12 protein-coding genes are annotated in these 25,796 nt (G+C 62.2%); 9 read left to right on the forward strand and 3 right to left on the reverse strand.

Annotated features, from left to right (window positions below):
* Window positions 1–218: 218 nt before the first annotated feature.
* Window positions 219–2,195: an RNA polymerase sigma factor gene (locus tag FHX76_RS09395; protein WP_167150106.1), complete on the forward strand. Its 1,977-nt coding sequence runs from the start codon at window positions 219–221 to the stop codon at window positions 2,193–2,195.
* 128 nt (window positions 2,196–2,323) lie between these two features.
* Here the strand turns inward: FHX76_RS09395 and FHX76_RS09400 are convergent, their stop codons facing one another.
* Together FHX76_RS09400 and FHX76_RS09405 are read right to left on the reverse strand one after the other, a co-directional pair.
* Window positions 2,324–8,491 (reverse strand): family 78 glycoside hydrolase catalytic domain, encoded by a 6,168-nt coding sequence (locus tag FHX76_RS09400; protein WP_167150108.1) that lies wholly within the window; start codon window positions 8,489–8,491, stop codon window positions 2,324–2,326.
* A gap of 137 nt (window positions 8,492–8,628) precedes the next feature.
* On the reverse strand, window positions 8,629–14,172 hold the full coding sequence (locus tag FHX76_RS09405) for a family 78 glycoside hydrolase catalytic domain (protein ID WP_208402489.1): 5,544 nt from the start codon (window positions 14,170–14,172) through the stop codon (window positions 8,629–8,631).
* Between the two features lie 699 nt (window positions 14,173–14,871).
* Between FHX76_RS09405 and FHX76_RS09410 the strand changes: the two genes are divergently transcribed.
* The 7 genes from FHX76_RS09410 (at window position 14,872) to FHX76_RS09440 (ending at window position 22,742) form a co-directional block, all read left to right on the forward strand.
* Window positions 14,872–15,237 (forward strand): L-rhamnose mutarotase, encoded by a 366-nt coding sequence (locus FHX76_RS09410; RefSeq protein ID WP_279587607.1) that lies wholly within the window; start codon window positions 14,872–14,874, stop codon window positions 15,235–15,237.
* A 73-nt stretch (window positions 15,238–15,310) separates the two neighbouring features.
* Window positions 15,311–16,477, forward strand: a complete 1,167-nt coding sequence (gene rhaI, locus FHX76_RS09415) for an L-rhamnose isomerase (protein ID WP_208402490.1) — start codon at window positions 15,311–15,313, stop codon at window positions 16,475–16,477.
* A 121-nt stretch (window positions 16,478–16,598) separates the two neighbouring features.
* Window positions 16,599–17,360 carry a DeoR/GlpR family DNA-binding transcription regulator gene (locus tag FHX76_RS09420; protein ID WP_167150112.1) on the forward strand — a complete coding sequence of 254 codons (762 nt, stop codon included), beginning with the start codon at window positions 16,599–16,601 and terminating at the stop codon, window positions 17,358–17,360.
* Between the two features lie 86 nt (window positions 17,361–17,446).
* Complete coding sequence (locus FHX76_RS09425) at window positions 17,447–19,498, forward strand: bifunctional aldolase/short-chain dehydrogenase (protein WP_167150114.1); 2,052 nt, start codon at window positions 17,447–17,449, stop codon at window positions 19,496–19,498.
* Window positions 19,499–19,605: 107 nt separating this feature from the next.
* Window positions 19,606–21,051 (forward strand): rhamnulokinase, encoded by a 1,446-nt coding sequence (locus tag FHX76_RS09430; protein WP_167150116.1) that lies wholly within the window; start codon window positions 19,606–19,608, stop codon window positions 21,049–21,051.
* 166 nt (window positions 21,052–21,217) lie between these two features.
* A complete protein-coding gene (locus FHX76_RS09435; protein ID WP_167150118.1) occupies window positions 21,218–21,643 on the forward strand; it encodes a DUF1801 domain-containing protein in 426 nt (141 codons plus the stop codon).
* Window positions 21,644–21,824: 181 nt separating this feature from the next.
* On the forward strand, window positions 21,825–22,742 hold the full coding sequence (locus FHX76_RS09440) for a 2-hydroxyacid dehydrogenase (protein WP_167150120.1): 918 nt from the start codon (window positions 21,825–21,827) through the stop codon (window positions 22,740–22,742).
* Between the two features lie 99 nt (window positions 22,743–22,841).
* On the opposite strand, the gene FHX76_RS09445 is transcribed toward FHX76_RS09440, so the two are convergent.
* A complete protein-coding gene (locus FHX76_RS09445; protein ID WP_167150122.1) occupies window positions 22,842–23,507 on the reverse strand; it encodes a fasciclin domain-containing protein in 666 nt (221 codons plus the stop codon).
* Between the two features lie 329 nt (window positions 23,508–23,836).
* On the opposite strand from FHX76_RS09445, the gene FHX76_RS09450 reads away from it, so the two are divergent.
* Window positions 23,837–25,747 (forward strand): cytochrome c biogenesis protein DipZ, encoded by a 1,911-nt coding sequence (locus FHX76_RS09450; protein ID WP_167150479.1) that lies wholly within the window; start codon window positions 23,837–23,839, stop codon window positions 25,745–25,747.
* Window positions 25,748–25,796: the final 49 nt, after the last annotated feature.

Consider the following 25,796-nt stretch of genomic DNA (forward strand, 5'->3'; position numbering starts at 1 on the left):
TTTATGGCCTATTATTTTGCCAGGTGTCTCCCAGTCACAATCCAGCCTGACCACCGTGCCTTCGACTTAGACTTATCCAACACAGCCAGCTGTTGGGGAACCGCTGGCTCTTCAACTCGTGACAGTTGCCAATCATCTCCGGCGGCGTCACGAAACTCGTTCCGGGGTCTCTCTCACGATGAAGGACCTCATTCTTGACTGAAGGAGAACACCGGACTTTGTCCATTCACACGGAACACGAGGGGCACTCGGCCGCTGAGCAGTACGCTCGCGCCACCGACGCTGAACTTGTTGCTGCAACACGTGCAGGTCAGAATGCTGCCTACGCGGAGCTGTGGCGACGACACGCCAACGTTGGCCTCGGCATCGCACGTCGAGCGACGCATTCGTTTGATCCAGAAGATTTGCTTGCCGAGGCATACGCAAACATCCTTGAAGCCATCGGAAAAGGACAGGGCCCAACGGGGCCGTTTCGGCCATATCTCAGCACGGTTGTTCGCAACGTAGCGACCCGCTGGGCTCGCGCGATTCAAGAATCAACCGTCGATGATGTCGGGGAGCTCCTCGACAGGGTCGCTTCGATAGACAATCGGAATGAGCTCGATAACCGGATGCTGCTCATCGGGGCTTTCCAGTCTCTCGCTCCGCGCTGGCAAGAAATCCTGTGGCTGACCGAGGTCAACGGGCTCAAGCCGCGAGAGGTTGCGCGGCAGCTCGGCCTCTCGCCGAACTCCGTTTCGGCGCTCGCGAGTCGGGCGCGTGAGGGACTCCGTCAGGCCTGGATCGAGGCCCACCTGAAAAGTCATGCCAATGAGCCAGAGTGCGCTCGAACCATCCTGGCCCTCCCCTCGATGTCGAGGGACACGCTTCCAGAAGCCCAACAGGCGCGAGTGAATGACCACCTCAACCGGTGCGCAAGCTGCCGCAAGGTCTGGGACGAGGCGCGGGATGTAGCTTCTCGTCTACACACCGCGGTCGTCCCCGTCCTCCTTGGCCTCACGACCAGCGCCTCGCTGGCCTCTGGATTCGCCGGTACGGCGGGCGGTTCGGCAGGCGCAGGTGCGGCAGCGGCGAGCGCGCACAGCAACGGGGTGCTCTCGCTCTTCGCCAGCACCAAGGCGGTTCTTATCTCGGGCGCCGTTGGGCTTACCGCGGCTGCAACCGTCGCCTCCATCGCTATCGCACCGATGTTGCTGCCGCCGCCTGTTCCTCAGTCTGCGCCAGAGCCCGGTTCGAGCACTCCGCTCCCCGCGCATCCGACGGCTGGGCCGGTCAGCTCTGCCCCCGGTGACCTGCCAGCAAACGAGCCGGCGTACAGCGACGAGGAGTTGCAGTGGATCACCCCTGCCACCAGGGTTCAACCGCAGGGGCCGACTGACTCGGAGGCCGCAGCATCGATGCAGGCTCCCAAGTACGCGTTCGAGCCGGGCAGTACGCTCAGCGCGAGCGCTCCCTCTCTTTCTGGCGAGGCAATCCCCTCCGCAACGGTGACGGTTGTTCTCGCGGGTGGGGCGACATCCCACCGCGTCTTTTCAACAACAGCGAACAGCGCTGGCGGGTGGGACATCCCTCTCGTGGATATCCCGAACGGCAACTACTCGGCGTGGGCGTACCAAGAATCCGAGCAGAAACGCTCGGATGCCCGTGCAACCGAATTTGTTCTCGACCGAACAGCGACGGTTGCCCCTCGCATTACGGAAGCGCAGACGGGCAACCAAAAGTTCTCGCCAACGGTTTCGGGCACCGGGCAGCCAGGCACCATCGTGTACGTCATGCTGAATGGCGTTACCAACGAAAGCGCTGTCTCGGCGCAGGGAACGTGGCAAGTTATGACAACGAGAGGAGCCGTGATCGGCACAAACACAATTGTGGCCGTGCAGTACGACACCAAAACGATGGTGCTGTCGGAGGTCAGCCCACCGGTGAACGTCGACCTCGTTTCGCCGTCGGTTCAGGTCAGCGGAGCTGCCCCCTCGATCCGGCTCACGGTTGCCGCTGAGCCGGGGGCTTCTGTTGAACTCGCGAGCCCGAACGGGAAGTTCTCTCACCTCATCAAATACTCGACGGGAGTGGATGAGGTCAGCCTCAGAACGACGGGTTCGGCCAACACCTCCGCGCCAAGTTTTGCGGTCATGTCACGCTATGTCTCCCCAGATGGGGTCCACGTCGGCCCCTGGTCTGAGGTCGCACGCTAGGCCTCGTCCACCTCATCGCACCGCTGACCGCGGTGCGGAACACACAGCGAGGCGGCAGTCCGAAGATCTGCCGCCTCGCCGGCCCTCAGGGGATGGCGCCCTCAGCGCCGTTGCCCCTCAGGAACCGATTACTCTGCGCGGTTGCGCTTGACTCCCCACGTACGACGCGAGGCAAACACCAGCCCTGCGGCTAGCAGCCCAAACGCCGCAAGCAGGAGCGGCGCTGTCTGAGCGCCGGTGTCAGAGAGCACCTGGGCCGGGATGGTGACGGTTCCGCCACCAGGCGTTCCAGGCGTTCCTGGCGTGCCCGGCGTTCCCGGGTCGGCCGCAACCACAAAGACGAGCGAATGATCGCCTGCTTCGAGGTCTGCGGGGATCGTGACAACCGCCGAGACGACGCCGCGAGCATCCGCCGTCACCGTTGCCAACGTGACAGGCGTCGAATGCAGCTCAATTGTCACCTTGGCTCCGGCCGCGAACCCACTTGCCTCGACAAGCGTCTGAGCTCCTGGGACGACCTGCACAGGACCCGGCTGGCCTGACCGCGCAAGCACAACCGTCTCGCCGACGTTGCCGGCGACGTCAACCGCGCGCACGTGCACGGTTGAGGGTGTCGCCGCCGAACCGATCAGCGCGCTCAGGCTGTCGACCCAGACATCCCCATCCAGCGAGTACTGGTTGTGGGAGATCCCCGAGCCGGTCAAGCCATCATTGCCAAGGGCGGTAACGCGCCCGTCGTTCGAGAGCCAGCCCCATGCGCTTGGTGCGGTCGCGTCAACGTTGGCCGTGAGCGAGCCGGGAGCGCTCACGTTCTGGGCCGCATCGGTTGCCCGATACGTGATCGTGTTACTCCCCTCTGAGAGCGCGACCGGCGCGGAGTAGGTTCGCCATTCGCCTCCGTTGAGCGTGTACTCGATCGACTCGATATCGCTTTCGGTATCGGATGCTTCAAGCGTGAGCTCGGCGCCATCCACGTACCAGCCTGCAAGGCCAGCCTTGGATACGGACGCAGTGACCACTGGGGCGGTTTCGTCTGGGATGACAACCGTTCCCGTCACGCGCTCAACGGCGCCAACGTTGCCGGCGGTATCCGTCGAGCGGAACGCAACATCGAAGTCACCAGCCCGGCGAATCTCCACAGACGTTCCCGCCGTCCAATCACCGTCGTTCACACGGTATTCGGTTGAGGCGACACCAGAGGTCGCGTCGGTTGCGGCAAACGTCAGCACAGCACCGTGTTCGATGGGCGCGCCAACAACTGGCATTTCCGGGTCACGAACCGAGGCGACGGATGCCGTGGTCACGGGCGCAACCGTGTCGAGCTTGACCGAGTGCGTCTTGGTCTCACTCGTGTTGCCGGCAACATCGGTGGCGTTGTAACTCAGCACGCTTTCGCCCTCTGCGGTCACCGAGATGGGTGCCGTGTAGGGGTCGAGCGCACCGGCAAGACCTGCACGAACAGTCAGGTCGCCGGGGCGATCATCCTTCGCCGCAACCTCAAGCGTGACTGGCGCTTTGGTGTACCAGCCGGTGCCGTTTGGTCCGGCAGGGGTCGCCGTGACCTCAACCTGTGGAGCAACCGAGTCGGTAGCAACGGGGGCGGTCCAGACATCCGCGATCGAGGGATCGTAGAAGCCGTGATCGTCGAGGTTTTCGAATTTGATGCGCACCGGACTTGCCGTGGCGTATTCGGCGCCAACCACAAACTCGAAGGTCTCGGTGCCGAGCCCACCCGTGTGGGTGAAGAGCCGCTCGTGCACCTCAACGCCGTTGACGTAGATCTTGTACTTCTTGGTCTGTGCCCGGTCGTAGGTTTCGATCGATCGGATGACGAAGGGCTCGTTTGGCACAACAGCCGCGTTGAACTCGAAGAACGAGAAGTCGGTCAGGTGACCGGCGTAGCGCCTCGTGAGTCCGGCCTCGGTGTTGGTTCCAGACGAGGCGGATGCCGTCAGGCCGTGCGCCTGCTCGTCGGCCGCGTTGCCAAGATCGACGTGGTCGTAGCCGGTGGCCGGCGCGGTAATCGGAACAACCGCAACCTTGACGGTTGCCGGCGCCGACGCAAAGGTCACTCCGTCGCGCACAAACGATGCCGTGAGCGAATGCGTGGCCGGTGATGACTCGGTGCCAAGCGGCACAAACACGGGAACCGTGAACTCGGTCGTTGCACCCGCGGCGACCAGCTGGTCAGCCCCCGCGAGCGGCGTGATCCAACCTGCCGGAACCGCCGTCTCGATGTGTCCGCGCGCGGGCTCGTTGCCCGAGTTCTGCACCGAAACGGTGAGGGTCGCTGTGGCACCAGGTTCAACCGTCTCGGGGGCAACGGTTGCCGACGTGATCTGGAGAGGTGAGTCGACCGTCAATTCGGTCGCGGCTGGGAGCCCAACCACCACATCCTTGAAGGTGTATTTCACCCGAACGATCGGCGCGACGGCACCGGGAACGCTCCCCTGCGGGACGGTGAACCCAAGCGTTGCTGAGGCGTCAGACGCCCCCGTGAGCGTCTCGGCGACCGGCACATCGCCGGCGGGGTCGAGCGTCCAAGACTCATCAAGGCCTTCGATCGATGCGGTCACGGCGTTTACCGTCGTTTCACCGCCGTTTGAGACCGTCGCCGCGATGGCACCGGTTTCGCCCGGCTTATAGGCAGCCGCAGACGGCGCGGCGGATGCCGTGAGCTGCAGCAGGTCGCTAATGGTGGCATCCGCAGACGTGCGAACGGCAAGCGCCGCCGCGACGAGCGGTTCGGTGACGGCCGGGTCTGCGCCAAGCGCGGCCAGCTGCGCGTCGATCCCGCCAAGCAGCGTGAGCACCCCTGTGAGCGTCGCGGCACCCTCAACCGACTTGCCGTCGGCGACCTGGAGGAGGCCGTCGGTTGCCGTGTTGATGCCAGACGTAATGGAGGCCGTGAGCGCCGCGTGATCGGAATCGCTAAGGTCGCCGTTGGTGTGTGCCAGGTCAACCGTCGTCTGGAGGTCGGCGAGGCGGTCGAGGATATCGCCAACCGCGCCCGTCTTGGTGTTGACCGCAAACGAGTAGTCTCCGGAGCCAACCGTGACGAGCACGTTGCCAGCTTCAACAGCAACGTATCGGACGCCCTCAACATCGGCAAGGGCAAGCCCGCCTTCCGTGACGGCCCAGGTGTTTGCCGCTGGCAGCTTCACGGTTGCGACCGAGCCAACCGGCACGTGGGCTGCGAGGCTCAGTCCGGTCGCCGTGTTCTTCCAATCAACCGAAACGGGCCCAAACGGGGTGACCGTTTCTGCCTTCGCCCAGTCGAGTTCCTTGGTGACTGCGGGCGCAATGGTGATGTCGCGGTAACCGGTTGTCTCCGACGTCCTGATGCCGGCAACGTCGTGGTAGAACCAGTCGTCGACGGTGCCGAGGAAGTAGTGGCCGAGCGAGCGAGCATCCGTTGACCAGTGCTCCCACATGCTCGTTGCGCCGTTTTCGATCATGTAGCCCCAGCTGGGGTACGCGGTCTGTGTCGCAACCGCGTAGGCAACATCCGAGTAGCCGTACTTGGTCAGCACTGGCAGCAGGTGCTTGGTTCCGAGGATTCCGGTGTTGAGCTTATTACCGCGCGATTTCACATCCCCGGCAAGGTTTGCCGCAACCGTTGCCGCAACCTCGTCTGACGGTGCGAGCCCAAAGGCGAGCGCCAAAACGTTATGCGTCTGGCGGTAACCGTTATCACCCGAGCCGCGGTAGATGCCCTTGCCAGCGTCATAGAAGCGTTCGTTGAACGCATCCTTCACCACGACGGCCTTCGCTGCGAAGTCGTCGGCGTCTGCCGTGTTGCCAAGCAGGCGGGCGCTCTTCTCCATCGAAACGAGCATCGTGTACAGGTAGGCGGTAGCGCTGACCTTGGTGTCCTCTGGCGGGTTTCCGCCGGCTGGGCTCGCCTCCGGGGCGACCCAGTCGCCAAGACGTGCATCGGCGATGCCACCGGGCGAACGATCAAACTCGAGGTCAACATACGTCTTCATGCCGTCGTAATACTGCGCGAGCGGACGCTTATCGCCACCATACTGATACAGCCAGTACGGGATAAGCACGTAGGCGGAGTGCCACGACGGGTTCTTGCCCCACTGACCCCACTGGTCTGAGCTTGGCGCGATCACAAGCGGGGCGCCGTTTTCGTCGAGGCTGTCACCGATATCACCCATCCACTTGGTGAACAGGTTCTGCACATCGAGGTTCATGAAGAACATCTCGGCTCCAACCGAGCCGTCGCCGGTCCAGCCGTTTTTCTCGAACATTGGGGTGTCGGTCACGATTCCGTGGATGTTGTTCTTGAGCGTGTCGACAACGGCGCGGTGCGTGCTGTTCATAGTGGCGTCAGAGCTGTCGAACGAGCCGGTCTCTTCGGCGTCCGTGTGAATGACGCGCGCGGTGAAGGCGCTCAGCGGCGGGGCCTGCCCTCCCGGCCATCCGGTGACCTCGATGTATTGGAAGCCCTTATACGAGAACGTTCCGGCCCAGGTTTCTGGCTGGCCAGTTCCGGCGAGGATGAAACGGTCGGTCTGGAATCCACTCTGGAATCCGCCGTTATTGTCCATGTTGACTCGGCCGTTGGCGCGCAGTTTTTCGCCGTAGCTCGCGCGGATAGTGTCGCCCTCAGCGCCGGTGGCGGTGAACTCAACCGTTCCCGCGATCATGCGGGGAAACTTCACCACGTAGGTTCCTGCGACCGGCGACGTGATCTCGGAGGCAGGAAGTTCCTCGGTGACGCGGATGGGCTGCTGGCTCTGGTTCATGAGCTCGCCCTTTGGCCCGGCGACGCTGCTTGCCTGCTTCCAGGCTGAGTCGTCAAAGCCAACCGTATTGAAGCCAGGAATTGCTTTGCTGGCGTCGTAGGTTTCGCCACCGTACAGGTCATCAACCTGGGTTGGGCCGTCGTGGATGGTCCAGGTGTTGTCAGTGACCACATCCGAAACCGTTCCGTCGGTGTATTCAAGGCGAAGCACCGCGCGAGCAACCGGCTCGTCATGGAAGGGCGCGCTGTCCCAGTTCCACACATTGCCGTTTTTCATGCCGTAGAACCCTCGGCCGAGCTCGATGCCGATGGCGTTTGAGCCCTGGCGCACCTGATCGGTGAGGTCGGTCACGGTGTATTGGGCGTGATCGTCATAGTCAGTGAACCCTGGAGAGAGAATCTCGTCGTTGATTGGGGCTCCGTTGAGGCTCACGTTGGCATACCCACCAGCAGCAACGTAGACCTTTGCCGAGCGCACATCTTTCTCTGCCGAAAATTCGGTACGCAGCAGCGGTGCCGGGGCCGGCGGCACTGTTGGCAGGCGAACGCCGTTGCCCCAGGCTCCCTGGCCGTACAGCGCCTGAACCGCGGTTGCCGGCCATGCGCTGTCGTCGAAGCCAACGGTTTCAAAGCCTGTTGGGATGGTTTTTGCGCCCTTCCACCCGCCATCCGTCTTCACGATTTCGGTTGAGGCGTCGTCATACGTCACCCGGATGACCGACAAGAGCCCTGCGGGCGAACCCGGCCCATTGGTGGTGCGCACCGCGAAGACGTTCGAGGCGTCGGCGAGGTCTACCTTGAAGAATTTGGACGACTGCCACTCGTTTGTGGCGCCCTCGGTCTGGCCAATGAGCTTGCCGTTGACCCAGAGTTTAAAGGAGTCGTCTGCGGTGATGATGACCTCTGCCGAACGCGCCTTCTTACCGGAAGGGCTCGTGAGGGTCTTGCGGAACGCGCGGTCTTCCCCCGGAGGGTTGCCGCCCGATTCTGGGGTCCAGATCCAGGATGCCCCCGCAAACGTCAGGTCAGAAAGCCCGGCGTCGCTGCCGCGCGCGTTTCCGATCCATTCGCTGCCTGCCCAGTCATCCTCATCAAAGAGGCCAGTTGAGAACGTCGACTCTGCGCTGGAGCTCCCTGCCGTGGTCTCAGCATCCACTCGCCACACGTAGGTTGTGGCCGGGTCGAGCGCCGGCCCACCGTACTCAACGGCGAACGACTCATCCGAGGCCACAACGCCACTGTCCCAGACAGGGTCGCTGCCGAGTCGCTCTGTTGTTGTCGCGACACGGAGTCGGTACGACGTCTGGGTCACGTCTCTCGCCGTCGAAGACGTCACCCACGAGAAGGCAGGCTTTGCCACGTCAATGCCAAGCGGCTCGTTGCGGTTTTCAACTTCGAGCGTGCCAAGCGTGATACCGGAGGCCGGGTCGGCCATGGCGGTTGCGGCGCCAAGCGAGAGACTCCCGGCGACGAGGCCAGCTGTGAGCACTCCCGCAAGGAACGGCCGCAGCATTCTGCGGTAGGGACGATTCTCCACGAGGTAGGTCCTTTTCTGTTGGTTGGGTGCGCACGAAGGACACGCTGTGTCTGCTGCTATGCGCGAACGAACGATTGAGTGAGGTGAGAAGGGGGCGCCACCAGCACCAGTGGCGCCCCTGCTGAGAAGCTGACGGGCTAGCTGGCTGACTCGCGTCGGCGACGGATCAGCTGCTGCCCAGTGATGCCTGCCCCAAGAAGCAGGAGCGCGGCGGCAAACCAGGCGAGGAGGTCAGCGGATGAACCGGTGTTCGTCAGTCCGTTTCCGCCAGCCACATCAACCGGGATCACGACGGTTCCGCCGTTACCACCAGGTGTTGTCGGCGTGCCTGGGTCAACCGGACCAACCGCTTCGACCGCAAACACGAGCGTGTGCTCGCCGGGCCCAACCGAGGCAGGAACGGTCGCGCTCAGCGTAATGACGCCAGCGGCATCCGCAACGCTTCGGCCAAGCACAACCGGGTCTGAGTGCAGCTCAACCCGCACCTTCGCTCCGACGGCAAAGCCGCTCGAAGCCAGGGTGAGCTTGTCTCCGGCCGCAACGGTCAGGCGCGGCGCACCCTCACGTGGCTCTTCTGTGAGCACGTCGCTCACGTTGCCGGCAACATCCGTGGCCCGGAGCTTGACGCTCGCGAGATCGGGATGCGCGAGGGTCAGCGCGGTCAGGGAGGGCAACCAGGTCTCGCCGTCGACCGAATACTCGACCGTTGCGACGCCTGACAGGTTGTCGCTCGCAACGCTCGTGAGTCGGCCATCCTTGCCAAGCCAGGCCCAGGCGGTTGGCGCAGTTGCGTCCATTTGCAGGGTCTCCGATTGGGCGGCGCTCACGTTGCCGGCGGTATCCGTCGCGCGGAACGAGAAGTCGGTGCTCCCCTCAGTGAGCGCAATGGGTGCGTCGTAATCAAACCAGGTTGAGCCGTCGGTGCTGTACTCAATCGAGGCAACATCGCTTCGAGCATCCGTCGCCGTGAGCGTGACCTCAGACCCGCCAAGGAACCAGCCCTCAGCGCCGGGAATGCTGGCGTCGAGGTAGACGGATGGCGCGATGGTGTCGGCGGGAACCGGCATCGTCCAGAGATCAGCAAGCGACGGGTCGTGCGTGCCAACGCCGTTGAAGCGAACCTTGACCGTTACCTTGCCGGACGCGGTCAGCGTTCCGTCGTCTGGAATGAGCATCTGGAAGTTCACCAGCCCGGCCCCGCCCTGCGAGCGCTGGTACAGCCTGCTGTCAACGAGCACGTCGTTCACGTACACGTCGTATGACTTCAGCTGCGCCTGGTCGTAGGTTTCGATGCCCCTCAGGATGAACGGCTCGTTTGGCGTCACACTCAGGTCTGCCGAGAACCACGAACCAATCGTCGCGATACCGGAATAGCGACGGGTGAGTCCGGCCTCGACCGTTGTCCCTCCGTTGCCAGACGACTTCACCGCGTGAGCCGTTTCGGAGCCGCTCTCGCCAAAGTCGACGTGATCGGTGAACTCCGAGGGCGGCACCGGAAGCGCGATCGCAATTGAGGTCGAACCGGTTCCGAGTGTTGCCGCGTCGTGCACAAACCGAACGGTCAGCGGATACTCGGTCTCGGTGACCGTCAGCGGCACGGCAGCAACAACATCCGCAGTGGCCGTGGCCCCCGGTTTGACCGTCACCGTTCGGGACACAGCCGGGGTCGGCCAACCGGCCGGCACGTCAACCACAAAGTGGCCAGTGATGCTGGATGCCGCGACGTTGGAAACAGTGGACGTCACCGTCACAACCTCGGCGGGATCGCCCGCTGAAGCAAGCGCCGAAACGGCATCAAAGGTGATGGCTGGCTGAATGTTGGTCACGGTCGTGACAACGGAGAACGAGCGGGCGTCTCCCCCAACGATGGCGGAGACATCCGCCGTCACGCTCAGCGGGCCGGCTGGGGTGGCCACTGGAATCATCACGGCGAATGCAAGGTCGGCACTGGCACCGGCCGCAAGCGTGGCCTGCGAGACAAGGGCGGGCTCTGCAGCCAAGCCTCCGCTCACCGAAAGGGCCGCGGTGAGTCCGGTCACCGGCGTTGCACCGGTGTTGGTTACCCGCACGGTGCCGTTAACCGTTGTGCCGGGGAGCACATCGTCGGTGGTCAGCAGGTCAACCACAAGGCCACTGTTCGCTGGATCGCTCGAGAACGCGTACGAACCAGAGCCGACCTCAAGCACAACCGTGCCGGAGCCCTCAGAGACGACCGTCACACCGGCTACCTCCGAAAGTGGCTTGCCATCCTCAAGCACCGACCAACTGTTGAGCGCTGGGATGCGCACGGTCGCCGTTGTGCCAACGGGCACCTCAGCCTCAAGCGTCATGCCGCCATCGGTTTGCGCCCACGACGAGCGGATGTTGCCGTACACCGACGCAAACTCGCCGGTTCCGTGCGTCAGTCCGCCGCCAATCGACGGCGCAATGTCGAAGGTCTTGTACCCTGCACCAGTGACGGTAATGCCACCGATATTTTGGTACATCCAGTCGCCAACCGCGCCGTAGGCGTAGTGGTTGAACGAGTTCATGCCAACGTCACCAAAGGAGCCGTCCGGTTTGAGCGAATCCCAGCGCTCCCACATGGTGGTGGCACCGGAAACAACCTCGTATCCCCACGACGGGTACGTGTCGTTGTTAAGCAGTCGGTACGCGATGTCCTGGTGCCCACTCTTCGTGAGGGCTGGCAGGAGCCAGGATGTTCCGAGGAAGCCGGTCGACAGGTGGAAGTCCTTTGACGCGAGCTTCGCCACATACTTATTGCCAACCGCTTCGAGGCGTTCGGCTGGCACAAGGTCCATGCCAATCGCCATTGCGTAGCCGGCCTGGCTGTTGCCCTGCACCGTGCCGTCGGCCAGGATAAAGCGCTCCACAAACGCGTCACGCACCCGGTTCGAAAGATCGGCGTAGTGCTCGGCGTCTGCGGTGTTGCCAACGGCATCCGCCATCTGGCTGAACAGGTTCGAGATGTAGGCGTAGTACGCCGTTCCCAGCAGGGCAGGGCTTGTGTTGTCATCGAGGTTGAGCCAGTCGCCGTATGGTCCAGACTCGCGGATGAGGCTCGGCCCCGCACTGTTCTCGACATATTCCATGAACTTCTTCATCATGTCGTAGTTTTCGAGAACCACGCCCGTGTCGCCGTACGTCTGCCACAGGGTGAAGGGCACCGTGATGCCGGCATCGGACCAGCCGGTTCCGCCACCGCAGCATCCTGGGGTTGGCGATACGCCGGGCAGATCGCCGTTTGCGGACTGGCTATCACGCAGGTCGCCGAGCCATTTACCGAGGAACGTCAGGGTGTCCTGGTTGTAGCTCGCGGTTGGCGCAAACACGTTGATGTCACCCGTCCAGCCGAGGCGCTCGTCGCGAGCTGGAGTGTCGGTCGGGATCGAGAGGAAGTTGCCTCGCTGACCCCACGTGATGTTGCTTTGGAGCTGGTTGAGCATCCCACTTGAGGTCTCAAGCTTGCCGGTAACTGGCAGGTCGCTTCCCCACACATGGCCGGTGACCTGGTCAACCGTTGGCGGCGTTGCCACACCAGTGATTTCGAGGTAGCGGAACCCGTGGAAGGTGAACTTCGGCGTATAGGTCTCAGCGCCGGTCGTCGCAAACGTGTAGTAATCCGTTGCCTTCGCGCTGCGAAGGTTCGCCGTGTAGAGCGTGCCGTCAGGGTTGAGCATCTCTCCGTAGCGGATGGTTGCCGTTTCTCCGGCCACGCCAGTGAGGTTCAGCTCTGCCACGCCGACCATGTTCTGGGCCATGTCATAGATCCAGGTGCCAGGCGCGGATTCGGTGCGCGTGATGGGGGTGCGCAGCTCGGTCACCCTGACCGGCTGATCCGTCTGCGGCTCAAGCAGGGCAGTTGCGGATGTTGGGGCCGTCCCCGCCGCCGTCCACGACGAGTCGTCGTAGCCGGGCGAGTCCCAACCGGTGCGACTCATGCGGGCGTCGTAGCGCTCGCCCATGATCATGTCCGATTCAATAAGCGGGCCGGCGTTGGATTTCCAGCTCGAGTCTGTACCAACCCAGTCGTGGGTGCCGTCGGAGTAATCGATACGCATCTGCGCGATTACCGAAGTACTGTTCCCGTAGATATTTGTGCCAAAGCTCGCGATATGGCCGGTGTACCAACCGTCTGCGAGCATCGCCCCAATGGTGTTGTCACCGGCGGCAAGCAGGTCCGTCACATCGTATGTCTGAAACTTAATGCGTTTGCTGTAGTCGGTCCAACCCGGCGCGAGCAGCTCGTCGCCGACCTTTTCACCGTTGATACTGAGCTCGTAGACTCCTCGTGCCGAAGCGTACACGCGGGCGCTTGTGACCGTCTTCTCGACGGAGAAGTCCTTGCGCATGATCGGCTCGGCGGCATCCGCTCGGTAGATCGCTTCGACGGGAGACACCAGCTTGAGCGCACCGTCGGCAATGGTTCCGCCGGTGAAGGGATTCTTGCCGTCACTGAAGTCGGTGTTCAGCAGCACGGTGTCGTTTGAGTTCGTGACCGTGATCTTGTGGACGGTCGAATTCTCAGAGCCCTCCGTCGCCGTCGACTGGCGGAATCCAACGTAGCCCCTTGCATGTTGCGTGTTGGTGCGGCGGTCGATTTCTTCACCGTCAAGCGTAGAGATGATGGTGGAACCGTCGAAGGTCACCGAGAAATTATGCGTTCCCGTCTTGAGCTCGTCGAGCGAGATGAACGACGAGATGTCCTTACTTTCCAGCAGCGAATAACCGCCGTTGGTGCGCACGTGTGGACGGAACCGGGGCGTGCCATCGGCGACGCTCAGCTGCCACATGTACGCGTTGTTGAGATCACTCGCCCTGGCAAAGAGACCGAGGACGAGGTTATCCAGCGTGAAATCAACCGAAACCGTGTAGTCGGTCCAGGCCGCAAGCTGCACAGCGGGATCAGGACCTGAGATCCAGTCGGCCGTCCATTCGTTGCCGTTCAGGATGGCCGTCTCGAAACTCGCTGGGGCGCTCCAGTCCGAGCCCGTCCCCGTGTTATCCCAGGTGCGAACCTGCCAGACATAGCGCGTCTGCGAGGTGAGCGCCGGCCCACCATAGGCGACGTTGAGCTGTTCGGCAGATTCGACCTTGCCTGAGGACCACACATCGGCAGCGCCAACCGTGGCCTCGGAAGAACCGACCCTGATCTCGTACGCCGACTGCTGGATTCCGCGACCGCTCGAAGCGTTCTGCCAACTCAGGATTGGGGCGTCTCCTGTAATACCAAGCGGATTCGTGAGGCCGTTCGTGCGGAGATTTGTTGTCTCGAGGGTGCCAGCCACCGCTGCAGGGGCGGCCGCTGCAGATGTGGCGCTGACCGTGCTGCCGAGCGTGATCCCGCTGAACAGGAGGCCAGCGAGAGTGAGGGCAACGGTGGTTTTGGTCAGTAGGCTTTTTGTCGGCGCGGTGCGCGTGGATGCGGTATGCGTGGGCGCGGTGCGCGTGGATGCGGATTTCGTGGATGCCGATTTCGTGGATGCGGTGCGCGTGGTTGCGAATCTCGTAGATGCGATGCGCGTGGTTAGGTTGCGTTGCGTTGCGCCGCGTGTTGAGCTGGTCGGCGCCGGGGCCGGTGTTGCTGCCTGTGTTACTGCCGGTGTTACTGCCGGCGCTGCAGCCGGTGTTGCGCTTGAATCGTGGCGGGCGGGCAAATGAGATGTCGTCGTGCGAGCCATGTATTTAGTCGTCTCTCCATTGAGGCTTACTGGTGCTGTTCCGATAGAAAAGCGCCTGCTACGGTCTCGAGCAATCAAAATTGAAACGATTCATAGCAAACTTTAGGGTTGAGCATATAACAGCGTCCCCCGATACGCAACGAATTTTCCGCCCGGCGCATCAACCCCGCTCATCCACCTCGCCCGCACGTTCACGCCCAATCGACCTGACCCAAATGTGTCTATTTGCCGCGAAATAGAAACATTTGGGTCAGGTCGTTTCAGTTCGCCTCGGGGCGAGTGAGCTGGATAAGGAGGATGGGCGCTCAGGCGGAGGAGACCCGGCGGATAGCAGTACCGCATCCCCGCAAACCCAAGCGGGCAGCAGCACCACATCCCGAACGGCCCAAGCGGGCGGCAGCCCCACAGTCAATGGCCAAAGCGGGCAGCAGCGCCACACCCCAATAGCCCAGGCGAGCAGCACCACACCCCAACAGCCCAGGCGAGCAGCGCCACACCCCCAATGGCCGAAGCGAGCAGCAGCACCGCATCCATGAAACCCTGGCGGATTCACCCTCCCAGCGGAGAAGCGCGCGCATCCTTGCAAAAAGTGCGCAAATCATATTGACGATAAATACAGAACGCGCTACTCTCAATAAATTGATTGAAACGATTCATTTAGGCATGGCCCGAACCGCATCAGGCCGAGAGGACTCAAAGTTGAGCACCCATTCAACACCACATCACCGAGTGTGCTTCCAGCTCGCGGTGAAACCAGAGCGGATGGCCGAATACCGCGAGCGTCACGCAGCCGTCTGGCCAGAGATGCTTAAGGCCCTCGCGAGCACGGGCTGGCACAATTACTCACTCTTCCTCCGCGACGACGGCCTCCTGATTGGCTACTTCGAAACGCCAGACCTCGACGCAGCCCAGCGGGGCATGGCCGCAACCGAAATCAACGCAAAGTGGCAAGCAGAGATGGCCGAGTTTTTCGTTGACCTCGACGGAGCACCCGACACCGGATTCCTTCAGCTCACCGAAGTCTTCAACCTCGAAGACCAGCTCGCTGCAGCATCCACCCCATAGATTTCCCGCTCTGCTCGCACGAGACAGTGGACGACACCAACAACGACAACATCACAAGACGATTGGAACGATCATGACCATCAACGACGACATCCTGGCTCAGCTTGAGCACCAGGCTATCGAAGTACCCTCGTGGGCGTACGGCAACTCCGGCACACGATTCAAGGTCTTTGGCACTCCCGGCACTCCCCGCAATCCCTTCGAGAAGGTCTCGGATGCCGCGGTCGTGAACCGCCTCACCAGGCTTGCGCCAACCGTCGCGCTGCACATCCCGTGGGACATGGTCGACAGCTTTGAGGACCTGCGCAAGCATGCGGAGGACGAAGGCATCAAGCTCGGAACGGTTAACTCAAATACGTTCCAGGACGACGCCTATAAGCTCGGCAGCCTGACCCATTCCGACCCCAAGATCCGCCAGATGGCGATCGACCACCACCTGCAGTGCATAGACGTGATGGATGCGACGGGCGTTGAAGATCTCAAGATCTGGCTCGCCGATGGCACCAACTACCCAGGCCAGGCGGATATCCGCTCACGCCAGGACCGCCTCGCCGAATCGCTCGCCGCGATTTACGAGCGCCTCGGCGACAACCAGCGCCTGCTGCTCGAGTACAAGTTCTTCGAGCCAGCTTTTTATCACACGGATGTTCCCGACTGGGGCACGAGCTTCGCGCACACCCTCGCGCTCGGCGAGAAGGCAATGGTTGTGCTCGACACCGGCCACCACGCGCCAGGCACTAACATCGAGTTCATCGTTGCGCAGCTGCTGCGCCTTGGCAAGCTCGGCGCTTTTGACTTCAACTCGCGCTTTTACGCGGACGACGACCTTATCGTCGGGGCAGCCGACCCGTACCAGTTGTTCCGCATCATGTATGAGGTCATCAGGGGCGGGGCGCTCGACCCAGCGAGCCCAGTCTCGTTTGTGCTTGACCAGTGCCACAACATCGAAGAAAAGATTCCCGGCCAAATCCGCAGCGTCATCAATGTGCAGGAGATGACGGCACGGGCACTGCTTGTTGACCGCACGGCACTCACCGCCGCGCAGGAAGCCGGCGATGTGCTCGGAGCCAATGCCATCTTCACGGACGCCTTCTACACGGATGTGCGCCCAGACCTCGCCGCTTGGCGCGAGTCACGCGGACTTCCGGCAGACCCGGTCGCAGCCTATGCGGAGTCCGGCTACCAGGAGAAGATCAACGCAGAGCGCGTTGGTGGCACCCAGGCCAGCTGGGGCGCGTAGACCGGTTTGGGCGTATGTTTCCCGTTTGGGCGTATCAGCGAACATACGCCCAAACGGGGAACGTACGCCCAAAGCAGTGTTACTTTATGTGAGATAACACGTGAACGACGGAAGGTATCTGATGGCAACCACGCGCAGCATTGACGCGGAAACACGGCGAGCAGCACTGCTCGACATTCTGCGCAGCAACGGTGACATCAGGCTTGAGGCCGCTGCGGAATCCCTTGGGGTTTCGACAATGACCGTCAGGCGAGACCTCGATGAACTGGATGCGGAGGGCATGCTCCGACGCGTGCGCGGCGGGGCCATCCCTGCACTCGACGCGAGGCCGTTCCACGAGCGACGCATTACCCGTTCTGCCGCAAAGCAGCGCATCGCGGACAAGGTCTCAGCGTTCCTGCCAAGTTCCGGCGCAATTGCCCTCGATGCGTCTTCGACAGCTGGCGCGCTTGTTGAGCGCTTTGCCCCGGATTCGTCGCTCATCGTTGCCACAAATTCCTACGAAAACTTCGTTTCCCTCAGCCAGAATAAGGCGGTTTCGCCCGTGTTGACTGGCGGGGAGCTGGATGCACGCACCGGCAGTTTTGTGGGCCCAATCGCCTGCCAGACCGCAGCATCCATGCTCTACAGCCACTTTTTTACGTCGTCGAGCGCGGTTGATCCGACACACGGCACCTCGGAAGCGTCCCTCACCGAGAGCCAGGTCAAGCGCGCCTTTGCCGATCAGGCGCAAGAGATCATCGTCCTCGTCGACTCATCCAAGCTTGGCCAGCAGTCCATTTCGATGGGCTTTGCGCTGGCCGATATTTCGATGCTCGTCACCGAGCTCGAGCCATCCGACCCGCTGCTTGACCCCTATCGCGAGTTTGTTGCACTGCTCTAATTGAGAGCAGGAGTGCCAAACCCCGGGGTGTTAAGTTAGTATTTGTAACATCTAACAAATAACAACATTTGAGATTTGGAGCCCCAATGACGTCCCCGGCCGCCACCCCACCAGCTGCAGCAGCCCTCATCGCGCGGTCAAACCGCCTCGGAGCTGACCCCAAAAACACCAACTACGCCGGCGGAAACACCTCCGCAAAGGGCACCGCAACCGACCCGGTAACGGGAGAAGACGTCGAGCTCATGTGGGTGAAGGGCTCGGGCGGAGACCTCGGAACGCTCACCGAGCAAGGGCTCGCAGTGTTGCGACTCGACCGGATGCGCGCGCTCGTCAACGTCTATCCAGGCATCGACCACGAAGACGAAATGGTCGCCGCCCTCGACTACACCCTGCACGGCAAAGGCGGCGCTGCCCCGTCAATCGACACCGCAATGCACGGCCTCGTCAACGCAGCCCACGTTGACCACCTGCACCCAGACTCCGGCATCGCCATCGCGACCGCAGCCGACGGCGAAGAACTCACCACCAAGATCTTTGGCGACAAGGTTGTATGGGTCCCGTGGCGCCGCCCAGGATTCCAGCTCGGACTCGACATCGCCGCCATTAAAGAGGCAAACCCACAAGCCGTTGGCTGCATCCTCGGCGGCCATGGCATCACCGCTTGGGGAGACACCAGCGAAGAGACCGAAGCCAACTCGCTCTGGATCATCAACACCGCGGCCGACTACATCGAAGCCAACGGCAAGGCAGACCCCTTCGGCCCGGCCCTCGACGGCTACGGCGCGCTGCCAGCGGCGGAACGACGCGCGAAGGCGGCGGCGCTTGCCCCCACCATCCGAGGCCTCGCCTCAACCGATAAGCCGCTCGTTGGCTCCTTCACCGACGCGGATGTTGTGCTCGACTTCCTCGCCTCGGCAGAGCACCCTCGCCTCGGCGCGCTCGGCACCAGCTGCCCAGACCACTTCCTTCGCACGAAGGTGAAGCCGCTCATCCTCGACCTGCCGGCCTCGGCATCCGTCGAAGAGAGCATCAACCGCCTGCACGAATTGCACGCCGAGTACCGCGCCGACTACCAGGCGTACTACGACGCCCACGCGACGGCCGACTCACCGGCACTCCGTGGGGCCGACCCAGCCATCGTTTTGATCCCCGGCGTTGGCATGTTCAGCTTCGGCGGCAACAAGCAGACGGCACGCGTCGCGGGCGAGTTCTACATCAACGCGATCAACGTGATGCGCGGCGCTGAGTCCCTCTCGACATACAGCCCCATCAGCGACGCAGAGAAGTTCCGCATCGAGTACTGGGCCCTCGAAGAGGCCAAGCTGCAGCGCCTGCCAAAGCCAAAGTCGCATGCTTCGCGCGTCGCGTTTGTCACGGGAGCGGCATCCGGCATCGGCAAGGCCATCGCGACCCGCCTCGCGGCCGAGGGTGCCTGCGTTGTCATCGCCGACCTCGACCTCGAAAAGGCGCAGGCCGCCGCGGCAGAGCTAGGCAACACCGACGTCGCAATTGGCGTGCAGGTCAACGTCACCGACGAGGCCCAGATCGCGGCGGGGCTTGAGGCGGCAGTGCTCGCCTTTGGCGGCGTCGACATCGTTGTGAACAACGCCGGGCTGTCGCTCTCGAAGCCACTGCTTGACACAACAGAGGCCGACTGGGACCTGCAGCACAACGTCATGGCGAAGGGCTCGTTCCTCGTCTCGAAGGCGGCCGCGCGCATCCTCATCGACCAGAAGCTTGGCGGGGACGTCATCTACATCTCGTCGAAGAACTCGGTGTTTGCCGGGCCAAACAACATTGCGTACTCGGCAACGAAGGCCGACCAGGCTCACCAGGTGCGGCTGCTTGCGGTTGAGCTCGGCGAGCACGGTGTGAAGGTCAACGGCATCAACCCTGACGGTGTTGTTCGCGGCTCAGGAATCTTCGCATCCGGCTGGGGCGCCAACCGAGCCAAGACCTACGGAATCGACGAGGACAACCTCGGCGAGTTCTACGCGCAGCGCACCATCCTCAAGCGCGAGGTGCTGCCGGAGAACGTCGCTAACGCGGTTGCCGTGCTGACTGGTCCAGACCTGAGCCACACGACGGGTCTTCACATCCCTGTGGATGCCGGCGTCGCCGCGGCCTTCCTCCGCTAACCCTCCCTAACCTGCATCTATTTGCGACTTTCTGCGAGAATTCACGGATTCCGCAACATAAACTCGCAAATAGATGCAGGTTGACGCCTGAGCAGAAAGCCTTTTGAATGCCGAACGAAGCCATGTTGATCGCCGTTGATCTTGGTGCCACAAGCGGGCGCGTCATCGCCGGCACGGTAACAGCCAACTCAGTTGAGTTGCGACAGACCAGCCGCTTTGCCAACGCCCCCGTGACCATCTGGGAGGGAACAACTCCCGCAAGGCACTGGAGCATCCTCGACCTCTACCGCGGCGCAATTGAAGGGCTCCGCACCGCGGTTCGCGAGGCAGCGGCAGCAAATGTCAGCGTTGCTTCGATCGGAGTGGATTCCTGGGGCGTCGACTACGGCCGGCTCAGCAACGGGCGGATGCGCGACATCCCGTACCACTACCGCGACGAGCGCACGACCGCCGGAGTGGCCGCCGCCCACGCGCTCATGCCGCACGCGGAACTGTACGCAATCAACGGACTGCAGCACCTCCCCATCAACACGGTGTACCAGCTTATGGCCGACCTTGAAGCCGGCAACCTTGAGGGCATCGACTCGATCCTGCAAATCCCAGACCTCTTTAACTACTGGCTCACCGGTGTGCAACGGGCCGAAACCACAAACGCTTCAACAACTGGCCTGCTCGATATCCGCACCCGCGAATGGTCGCGGCCCCTCGTTGAACGGCTCGGCCTGCCGTTCGGGATGCTGCCACAGCTCAGCACCCCCGGCGAAACGATCGGTTCGCTCCTGCCGTCAGTGACCGACGAAATTGGTGCGGCTTCCTCCGTCCCCGTTGTGAGCGTTGGATCGCATGACACCGCCTCTGCCGTTGTCGCGATCCCCTCGACCTCGCACGACTTTGCGTATATCTCATCGGGAACGTGGTCGCTCGTAGGGCTCGAACTTGACGCGCCCGTGCTCACCGAAGCGAGCCGCAAGGCCAACTTCACCAATGAGGCCGGGGTTGATAACACCGTCCGCTACCTCAAGAACGTAATGGGCATGTGGCTGCTCAGCGAGTGTCTCGGAGAATGGGAACGCGCGGGAACACCGCAGGACCTCGTTTCGCTCCTCCGCGAGGCAGAGACCGTCAGCGGCGCGGCCGTTTTTGATGTTGACCATCCAGAGCTCCTTCCCGCAGGGCCGATGACCCGTCGAATCGCGGCCCGCTGCGACGAGGCAGGCCAGCCGATCCCGTCAACGCCCGCCGAGTTTGTGCGCAGCATCGTTGAAAGCCTCGCCGCCGCCTATGCCGTACACATCAACGACGCGTGTGAGCTCTCTGGCAGCAGTGTGAGCAGCATCCACATCGTTGGCGGGGGTTCGCAGAACGCGCTGCTCTGCCAGCTCACGGCAAACCAGACTGGACTTCCCGTCATCGCTGGGCCGGTGGAAGGAACCGCGATGGGCAACGTACTTGTGCAGGCCCGTAGCGCCGGCATCGTGTCGGGCGACGTTGAGACACTGCGCGCAATCGTGAGCGCCTCGACTCAGCTGACCCGGTACGAGCCACAGAGGTAGTTCGCCGGACACGGCATCCCCCGTCCCGCACCAACCGCAATACATTCGCCGCCGGTTGCGATTTTCCGGCCGATTTTTCGCAACGAGTGGCGAATGGATGCCCTGGCAGATCCACGCGCGCCCAGCCAGCCAAGCATCCCTCCGCGCCAGTGACTACAGTGAAGGCATGAGCGAAGCAAAAACGAAGCCAACCGATGCGGATGTTCAGGCATTCATCGAAGCCGCGACCCCTGCCCGCCGCAGAGAGGACGGGCTCGTTCTCGCCGAAATCTTCCGAGAGGTGACCGGCACGGAGCCGGTTCTCTGGGGCCCAACCATGATTGGGTATGGCAGCTACCAGTTTGTTTCTCCGTCAGACCCCAAACGCCGCGGTGATTGGCCAAAGACGGGGTTCTCCCCGCGCAAAGCGCAGCTCTCGCTCTACGGACTCAAAGACTTGCCAGAGGGTGCCGCGCTCCTCCCGAAGCTCGGCAAATATACCGAGGGCATGGGATGCGTCTACGTGCGCAAGCTCGACGACATTGATCTCGACGTGCTGCGCCAGCTCATCGCGATCGCTTGGACGCGCCAGGACGACCAGACACCGAGCTAACTCAGCTGCACACTCGCTCAACCGCAATCCGATTGCCGTTGATTGCGATATCCCGGCGGCCGTTCCGCAAACAGCGGCGAATGGATGCCCGACCCCAGCCATATGCGCCTCGTACCTGTCAGTCCTGCCGCACGCACCCCCGCTCATTGACGAAACACAGGCCACAACTAGACTCGAACGTATGGCCAAACTCACCGTAAGCGTTCCCGGCAAGACCCTGCTCAACCTTGTGAGCCCAGCCCCAGAGGGGGTTGAGTATGTGCTGTGGGACCTCGATTCTCCCGCCCCTGCCAGCCATATCGACATCGTCGTTCCTCCCTACATGGGGGCAACTCCGAAGCTCAAAGCCCTCGACGGCATCACCACCCAGCTCGTGCAGAGCCAGTCGATCGGCTACGACGGGGTCTCTGATGTCCTATCCGCTGGGCACCGTTTTGCAAATGCCAGCTCGGTGCACGAGGCCTCAACCGCCGAGCTCACGCTTGCACTTATCCTTGCGCTGCAGCGCGGAATTCCTGACTTTGTTCACGCACAAGCAGCTGGCAAATGGGCACCGCAACGGCTGAAGAGCCTCGCGGATTCCCGCGTACTCATCGTCGGCTACGGAGGCGTTGGCAAGGCCATCGAAGACCGTCTCATCCCGTTTGAGGTTACGATTGATCGCCTCGCTCGCACCGCTCGCGACACCGAGCACGGTCCGGTTCATGCGATGACCGAGCTGCACAATTTCATCGGTACGGCCGACATCGTCATCCTTGCGATGCCGCTTACACCGCAGAGCGAGGGCCTCGTTGACGATGCCTTCCTCAGTTCAATGGCAGAGGGCGCAATGCTCGTCAACATCGCGCGAGGCCCCGTTGTCAACACCGACGCGCTCGTCGAGCACCTTGGCAGGGGGCGGCTGCGGGCGGCGCTCGACGTGACCGATCCTGAGCCGCTGCCAGAAGGGCATCCGCTGTGGTCGAGCCCAAACCTGCTCATCAGCCCCCACGTTGGTGGGGCATCCAGCGCCATGATGCCGCGCATGGCCGCGCTCCTTCGCCGCCAGATTGACCACCTGCTCAAGGGAGAAGAACCAGAGAACGTCGTCATCGGCTAGTTCTTCTGCAACAGGATGCGCTGAGCCAGGCACCTCCATGCCACACGCAACGAAGCCGGTACCCCCTAACGGGGCACCGGCTTCGTTGCGTGCATCAGGTTACATCGGGGGCATGAGCACCGAGTCAACGAGGTAGACCGTCGCGTTTGCTGTCTTCACTCCACCACAGATCACCTTGGCATCGCCGACCATAATCGAGTCACCAGAGCCGGTAACAGTGAGCGCCTGGCCCTCAACCGTTGTGTGTTCGCCGTCAATGGCGTCGGGCAGGATCTGTCCGGGAACCACGTGGTACGTGAGGATCTTGGTGAGCAGCGCCGAGTCCGTCTTGAGCGTGTCGATGGTGGCGGCGTCGATCTTGGCAAAGGCGTCATCCACTGGCGCGAAGACCGTAAATTCTGAGCCGTTGAGGGTGTCAACCAAGTTGACATCCGGGTTCAGCTGGCCGGATACCGCGGCAACGAGCGTCGTCAGCAGCGGGTTGTTTGAGGCGGCTACCGCGACCGGGTCTTGCGACATCCCGGTAATGGAACCGGCGCCATCCGGAACCTGCTCGGCGTAGGCGGCACATCCGCTCCCAACCAGGTTGGCTGCGGGGTCGGCCATCATGCCGTCGCTGGTTTCGGTTGGTTCCGACGTTGCGGGTGCCTTCTCTGAGGCCGCTGGCTTGGTGGTCTCGGAGCTGCTACCGCTCATGGAACAGGCGCTCAGGGCCAGCATCGATGCTGCGGCGAGAGCGGTAAAGAGTGCTCGACGTGTTCTCATTGGTCTTCTCCTTCAATAGTGACCGTTTCCGGCCCACCGCGTTTGCGGCGGCTGTTGACAGGTATTCGGAACCCTCCAGCAATCGGATGGAAAGTTTTTCAAATTCTTTTTCTGAGCGGTGATGCCTTGACGGCACGCGCCGTCGTTCTGCTCTGCCGATCTGCGCTTTTCCCGTGTTCCTATGTGCAATCCCTGCCGAACGGATGCGCACTCCCGTCCACCAACCGGCCAGCTTTGGCGCTCTGGCGGGGCAACTCCAAACCGTTTTGTCGTTGGCACCGAATACCTTTCAGACGCGCACCGGTTCCGGCGGCGCAGGAAAGGACACCATGCTTACCCTGGCGCTCATTGGCCTCATCGGAGGCCTCATCACGGGCATATCGCCGTGCATCCTTCCGGTGCTGCCCGTGATCTTCTTCTCCGGCGGCGCCGAAAGCGCTCGGGGCACAGGTGGCAGCGGCCGCCCAGGCGCGGGCACGGGCACGGGCGATAGACGTTCAGGCAGCGGCAGCGGCAGCGGCAGCAAAGGTACTCGCAACGACGGCGCACCTTCAAGCACGACAACATCCCCCACTGCCACACTGCCGGCGGCCGCGAACAGCACAGCTACGGTCACCAACACCGCAACCTCCACCGGACCAGTGGAGGCAGACGAACCAGTGACCCGCGTCGCGTCACGCTGGCGCCCATACCAAGTTGTTGGTGGGCTCGTCGTCAGCTTCAGCCTGTTTACCCTGCTCGGCTCAATCATCATCAGCCTGCTCGGCCTTCCGCAGGACGTACTGCGCTGGGCCGCCCTGATCGTCTTGCTGCTCATCGGGCTTGGGCTCATTTTCCCACCGCTGCAGCACCTTATTGAACGACCATTTGCTCGGTTCCCACAAAAGCAGGTCAATCCAGAGCGCCGCGGATTTGGTCTCGGCTTTGCCCTCGGAGCAATCTATGTTCCGTGCGCCGGGCCGGTTCTGGCCGCGATTACGGTGGCTGGCTCAACCGGGTCCATCGGCGTTGAGACGGTCGTTCTCACGGTTTCGTTTGCAATCGGCACCGCGATTCCACTGCTCGCTTTTGCACTCGCGGGGCGGCGCGTTGCCGAACGGGTCAAGGCATTCCGCAAACGTCAGAAGGGCATCCGTATCACGGGAGGCATTCTCATGATTGCCCTCGCAATCGGGCTCGTATTTGATCTTCCCCAGGCCATCCAAAAACTCATTCCTGACTACACGGCCGGGCTACAAGACACATTCAACAATTCCGAGCAGGTGAAGCAGGCCCTCGACCTTGGTGGCCTGGTCAACGACCAAAACAAGAATCTCGATAAGTGCAGCAACGGCTCCGAAGAGCTCGAAAGCTGCGGCACCGCGCCAGATATTACGGGGATAGACACCTGGCTCAATACCAAAGATGGCTCGGCCATCGACCTAAAACAGCTCAAGGGCCAGGTGGTGCTCATCGATTTCTGGGCCTATTCCTGCATCAATTGCCTCCGCTCGATCCCCCACGTCGCGAGCTGGTCAGACACGTATAAAGACGCCGGGCTCACGGTTGTTGGTATTCACTCACCGGAATATGCCTTCGAAAAAGAGGTGGGCAATGTGAAGGCGAGCATGGAAAAGCAGGGCATCACCTATCCGGTCGGGCTCGATAACAATCTCTCAACCTGGACCAACTACCGCAACCGTTACTGGCCTGCCCACTACCTCATCGACGCCGAGGGCACCGTGCGGCACATCAAGTTTGGCGAGGGCGGCTACCAAACGACCGAAAAGCTCATCCGAGAACTCCTCACCGACGCAAACCCAGAGGTGAAGCTGCCGGCCGCAACCGAGGTTGCCGACCAAACGCCAACAAACGGAAGCACCACTCAGGAGACCTACCTGAGCCCAACAAAAGCAGTGAACTTCGCAGGCACTGACTACACCCTTGGCGAAGCGTCCTTCGACTACCCGTCAAACCAACCAGCCGACACCTTCGCGCTGAACGGTGACTGGAACCTCACCAGCCAAGGGATCACGTCTCCGAACGGAACGGTGCGCCTCAAATTCACGGCACAGACCGTTCGCATGGTGCTTGGCGGTGAAGGCTCGGTCACGGTGACACGAGACGGCACCTCCGAGACCTTCGACGTCAGCGGCCCACCGGATTCGTATCCCGTCTTCGAGGGCAAGACCGGCACCACCGGCACCCTCGAGGTCACGCTGTCAGGAGGAGTAGATGCCTACTCATTTACTTTTGGATAGGCCAGCAGACCTGGCAACTTACCAAACCCCCTTCCCAGAGACCCCCGAA

The sequence above is a fragment of the Lysinibacter cavernae genome (genome assembly GCF_011758565.1).
Classification (GTDB): domain Bacteria; phylum Actinomycetota; class Actinomycetes; order Actinomycetales; family Microbacteriaceae; genus Lysinibacter; species Lysinibacter cavernae.